This window comes from Acidobacteriota bacterium (assembly GCA_035471785.1).
Taxonomy (GTDB): Bacteria; Acidobacteriota; UBA6911; order RPQK01; family DATIPO01; genus JANQFM01.
This window is the reverse complement of the sequence record DATIPQ010000041.1, coordinates 1-4,675: the sequence shown is the minus strand read 5'-3', so window position 1 is coordinate 4,675 and position 4,675 is coordinate 1. Positions and strand designations below refer to the sequence as shown.

Genomic DNA, 4,675 nt, shown 5'->3' with positions numbered 1-4,675 from the left:
TCTGGCCTTCCAGTTCGACTCGCTCCAGTCCGGCCCCGGCATCGGCCATGAGGCCGGTGAGGACGGTTTGCTGCTCTTGCAGTTCGGTGAAAAGCGGGTAGGAAATGGAAACGCGCCCGTCCGCTCGCTGCCCCTCGACCGCCACCAGGCGTTCCGGATCTGCCACCGGCAGGGAACGCAGCAGCACCTCGTCGGTCAGACTGAAAATGGCCGTGTTGGCGCCGATGCCCAGCGCCAGGGTCACGATCACGACCAAGGCCAATCCCGGGTTCCGCTTGAGGGAGCGGGCGGCCAGCCGTACGTCTTGCAGCAAGGAATGCATCCAACTCTCCTTTGATCTTCTCCTCTGGCTGTGAGCTGGGGCGGAGACGTGCGCCAGTTTGCGGATCTGCCGCCAGCGCAGCAGGTAACCCGCAAGTTGGCGCAGGTACCAGAGGGCGGCTCTCGCCCGTCCCGCGCCGGTTCGACGGCGGCGCCAGTCGGCCTCCAGATCGCCGGCGATGTCCTGGCGCCACTCCGCTGGAAGGATACGCTCCAGCATCCGTCCCAATGGGGGACGCGCCCGCTTGTTGCCTCCAGGACTCATGAGGCCGATTCCACCCCTTCCCACATGCTCATCAGGGCCTGACGCGATTCTTCCAGCAGTCTGCGTCCTCGCGGCATCACCTCGAAATAGCGCTTGGCCCGCCCTCCCCGTTCCGGCGTGGGATCGCCCAGCCGCGAAGACACCAATTGCTGTGCCTGCATGCGGCGCAGCGCGATGTAGACCGCGGCATGGGCCACCTCGCGGCCGGTGCGCTGCCGGATCTCCTCCACGATGCCTCCGGCGTAGGCGTCCTCGCCCAGCCGCAAGCAGCCCAGCAGCACCAACTGTTCAAACTCGCCCAACGTCTCTTTCTTCATTTTTCTAGCATTGCTAATAATACCGGCCTTCTGACCCCAGGTCAACACTTTCTTCCCACTCTGCTACCGGAGGCATAGCGCCCCGTTTGCAGTGAAACGTCTCTCGCCTGGTGGGAGGCGCATCCTTGCGGCGATGGAGGCAATGCCCCAATCCGGCGAAATCCACCCGCCTCAAGAATGGACTCGCCCCTGACTCTACGGTGTCAGCAGACGGGCCCGGCACCAGGCATTCGTCACATGGGGATACTCTGGGATCGCCACCGACGGCTCCTCCCAGAGAAACCGCGACTGCCAATCTCCGCTTTCCGTCACATTGCGGAAGTTCTCAGGACTTTCACAGTCGCTCCACATGTAGAGCATCTTGGTCCAGCCGTGGCGTTCGGTGCCTTCCAAAAAATAGATGCGGCTCAGCCTCCGCCGCACCTCGGCGTCCCTGAGAAAAGCTTTTAAGCTGCTGTGATGAATGTGGTGGGGAGAATAGGAAAAGACACCCACTGTTTCCCGCGCTGGAGAGGCGCTCAGCTCCTCGATCTGTTCCTGCGCTTCCTCGAGACTGCCCTGGCGCAGGCCGAACTGTCCCAGGTCGGCGCCGTGTCCCAGCTTGGACAGCGTGTTCTCAGCGAAGCCCTCGATCATGGAGGTGCTGGGCTCCAGCCCCAGGTATTCCACTTGGTCCTGAGGGAGTCCCCGGCGCTTGAGGGCCATCAGCAGGTCGATGGCGAAGGCTCCCGACCCCGCTCCGAACTCCAGCACCCGCACCGGCCGGCTGGCCTCGAGGTCGGCTACCACCGTCTCGGCCAGACGCACCTTGGAATAAGCGAACTGGGGCAACATGCGTTCAAGCAGGTGGTTGTAGTGGGTGGCGAAGAGGTTGGCTTTGCCGCTGTGGGCCCACAGGCCCTGGTAGTAGAGCGAGTTGAGACGGTCCCACTCGGGACGCCCGATCCCGTCTCCCCAGCCCGTGGTGATGTTCTCGCACAGCTCGCGTTCGGCTGGCGAGGCCTCCACTTCGAAGATGGCGCAGAAGTCGAGGTATTCAGTGGCGTCGCGATATCCGGGTGAAAGACGAAACTCGCCGCTCTGGTAGCGGTAGCGTCCGATGGGCTCAGGCGGAACGAAGATACGGTCAAAAGCCGTCTGGAGCAGGATGAGCGAGGCGAAGAAACGCCGGGTTCGAGGGTTGAGCAGGTTCGATCGACCAGACCCCCGCTGAGCCATCAACTCCGCCACATCCTCAACCCGCTTCTCATAATGCCCCACAAGTTGCGGCAGCCCTTCAACGACGCAGTGATGGACGAAGAGCACCTGCGCCGCCTGCATCGCCAGAGCCTTGACGGCGGCGTAGTGGCGAAACAAGTCTTGGGCCTGATTGCGACCGGCTTTGGCCTCCTCCAGGAGTCCATTGAGCTCTTGAAAGTCGGCCTCCATCAGGCCGCCGTTGAGAGCCCTGACACGCATCTCGCCTGCGGCATCATCAAAGGGAGAAGGCTCCAATCCCATCAGATATCCGGCGTAGGGCGTCCGCTCGGAACTGACCGCCGGCCCCTCCTGCGGGACCACATCACCCAGACTCAAGTCGACCTGTCCGAAGCGCTGAAAAAAAGCGGGGCGGGCGGTCGAAGGGCTTGGGCGGTCCATGCCGCTCTATTCTAGACTCTTGCCAAGCAAGGCGTAAGCCTGACCTTCTTGAGCGCCAAAGCGCTCACATGACGTTGTTGACGTAGTCCGCGAACCCCATCTGGTGGGAGACGACCTGGTCGCCGAAGAACTTGCGGAAGTTGGACTGGTCCCACTTGCTCGGGTTGACTACGACGATCTCGGCCCGCCGCCTATGGGGATTGGTTTCCAGGGACCTTTTCAGCAAGTACTTGATGTGCATGTCGTCCCCGGGCAGGGAGTAGCCGATGAAGATGACCCGCTTAGCCTGGCGCAGGGCCATTTCGGCTTTGCGCCAGATGCCCGCCAGGTGCGGGTTGCGCAGGTCTTTCAGGTGGGTGGGAGTGACCAGGATCGGCTCCAGGGCGGAGACCTGCTCCCCGAAAAGCTGCGCGCCTTCTCTGTAGAGGCTCTCGATGTCGCCTCCGTAAAGCACCCCAACGGCTTTTTGCAGGCCGCCGTAGTAGAGGTTGCCCGTCACCTTGCTGAGAAGCCAGTTGAAGGACCCGTGCAGCTTGTAGAGAGGAAATCCCTGGCCGGGTTCGGCCACCGTGGCTTCCACCTTCTCGAAGTTGGCGAATTCCACTCCGTAGTCGATGCGTTGGGTGCTGGCTTCCACGTCTTCCAAGCGCTCCGTGCTGGCCGATTCGAACTCGAAATACTGGTCGGTGCGCCGAAAGAGGGCGATGTCGACGATGACGTCGTAATTCAGGGAGATGATGGCCGCCTTGGAATCAGCATTCAGTTTGTGGATCAGGTCCAAAGTGGCCTTGGATCGCGGCCTCTGGTTGCTGGTCTGGGAGGAAAGAGAGTGCTCCAACGAGCGGAAAACGGCATATTCAAGGGCTTGGCGCACCTCGCGGAGCTTCTTCTGGTCGTAGTTCTTGGCCAGATTCTCGTGGCGGTCGAGGGCCAGGTCGACGACGCTCAAGGCATCGACAAGACTGGGAAAGGAGTCCTCGTCGTCGGCAGCTTGTTCAGCATCGAAATGGAAGATGTCTTTCAAGAAACAGCGCACTATCTGAAGGCGCTCATCACCCTCATCGAGCTTGAGGGCGTAGGGAAGGATGTCCTTGGTGAGGGGAGCGCCGTGCTCAAAAGAGGCTCCTGCTCCCAAAATGTAAATCTCGTCCACCGTGCAGGTGCTCCTGTGCATACCGTAGCACCGCCACCGGCGACGGGCAATAGGCATAAGCAAGGGCAAGCATTTTTTAAGGGGTTAGCGGCCAGAAAGCCGCCCAGGAGGCTAATCGCCAGGATATATACTGCCTGGCTGCGGCGCATTCAGGAGGAAGAACAATACGAACGGATCCGCAACCTCGCCTTTCGAGAGCGCACCTCGATTGCTGATATCGTCCGTCGGTCGGTCGCGGCAGGGTTGGAAGAGTCCGACACACCTGGCGGGCTTGCAGCCTCACGGCTGTTGGAGTTAGTTGGATTGAGTGACAGTCAGCTTGGCGACCTGGCCGAACAGCACGATGACTACTTAGACGAGGACTTCAGATCCTGAGGCGAAACTTCGTCGCTTCCTCACGGTGATTTTGCCTTGGAAAGACGTAGACTTTCGGGAGCCTGGAAAAAGATGGCGCGGCTGGCAGGACTCGAACCTGCGACCTACGGTTTCGTAGACCGTCGCTCTATCCAACTGAGCTACAGCCGCGCTCTGGTAGGAAGGGGGAGTTTACACTATACGTGGGGGCTTTGTTAAGCGGGGTGGGATGATGTTTTGTGTCGTGCCAGGTAGATTGTAGGAACGAGCCAACGCGGTAGAGGAGGAGTGATGGGGTTTCCGAAGTCGATTCAGGGCGGGTTTAATTTTGACGAGGCGGTGGTCATGTTGGCCATTGCTCAGCAGACCTACGAGGGAACGCCGGATAATCCGCCCTCCGATGTCGTGGTGCCTTGCAAGATGAAGGTGCCTAAGCCTCCCGGCAACTGGCAGATCGACCCGGCCTACACTCCCACCGACACCACCCTGCTGGACAATTTCTGGCAGGTGCTCAAGAACACCGACAATCCCAACCAGCATGTGATCGCCATCCGCGGAACCGTCAATACGACGCCCAGCATCCTGGCCGACCTGCTGCTGCCGCTGGTCAAGGCCCGCATCGGCATC

General features: G+C 60.9%; 5 protein-coding genes and 1 tRNA gene. 1 reads left to right on the top strand and 5 read right to left on the bottom strand.

The window, feature by feature from the left end:
- The 5 genes from VLU25_06770 to VLU25_06750 all read right to left on the bottom strand — a co-directional run.
- The coding region (locus VLU25_06770; GenBank protein ID HSR67627.1) for a hypothetical protein at positions 1-586 on the bottom strand (586 nt) is incomplete at its 3' end.
- Positions 583-903, bottom strand: coding sequence for a helix-turn-helix transcriptional regulator (locus VLU25_06765; GenBank protein ID HSR67626.1), 321 nt, complete (start codon positions 901-903; stop codon positions 583-585). The genes VLU25_06765 and VLU25_06770, both read right to left, overlap by 4 nt.
- A gap of 195 nt (positions 904-1,098) precedes the next feature.
- Positions 1,099-2,541 carry a class I SAM-dependent methyltransferase gene (locus VLU25_06760; protein HSR67625.1) on the bottom strand — a complete coding sequence of 481 codons (1,443 nt, stop codon included), beginning with the start codon at positions 2,539-2,541 and terminating at the stop codon, positions 1,099-1,101.
- A 64-nt stretch (positions 2,542-2,605) separates the two neighbouring features.
- Positions 2,606-3,694 (bottom strand): SIR2 family protein, encoded by a 1,089-nt coding sequence (locus VLU25_06755; GenBank protein HSR67624.1) that lies wholly within the window; start codon positions 3,692-3,694, stop codon positions 2,606-2,608.
- A 448-nt stretch (positions 3,695-4,142) separates the two neighbouring features.
- A tRNA-Arg gene (locus VLU25_06750) sits at positions 4,143-4,219 on the bottom strand.
- A gap of 120 nt (positions 4,220-4,339) precedes the next feature.
- Here VLU25_06750 and VLU25_06745 point away from each other — a divergent pair.
- On the top strand, positions 4,340-4,675 hold a 336-nt coding region (locus VLU25_06745; protein ID HSR67623.1), incomplete at its 3' end, for a hypothetical protein.

Excerpts from the sequence above, each read along its gene's own strand:
- VLU25_06760 (HSR67625.1), bottom strand. The coding sequence starts at position 2,541 with ATGGACCGCCCAAGCCCTTCGACCGCCCGCCCCGCTTTTTTTCAGCGC.
- VLU25_06765 (HSR67626.1), bottom strand. The coding sequence starts at position 903 with ATGAAGAAAGAGACGTTGGGCGAGTTTGAACAGTTGGTGCTGCTGGGC.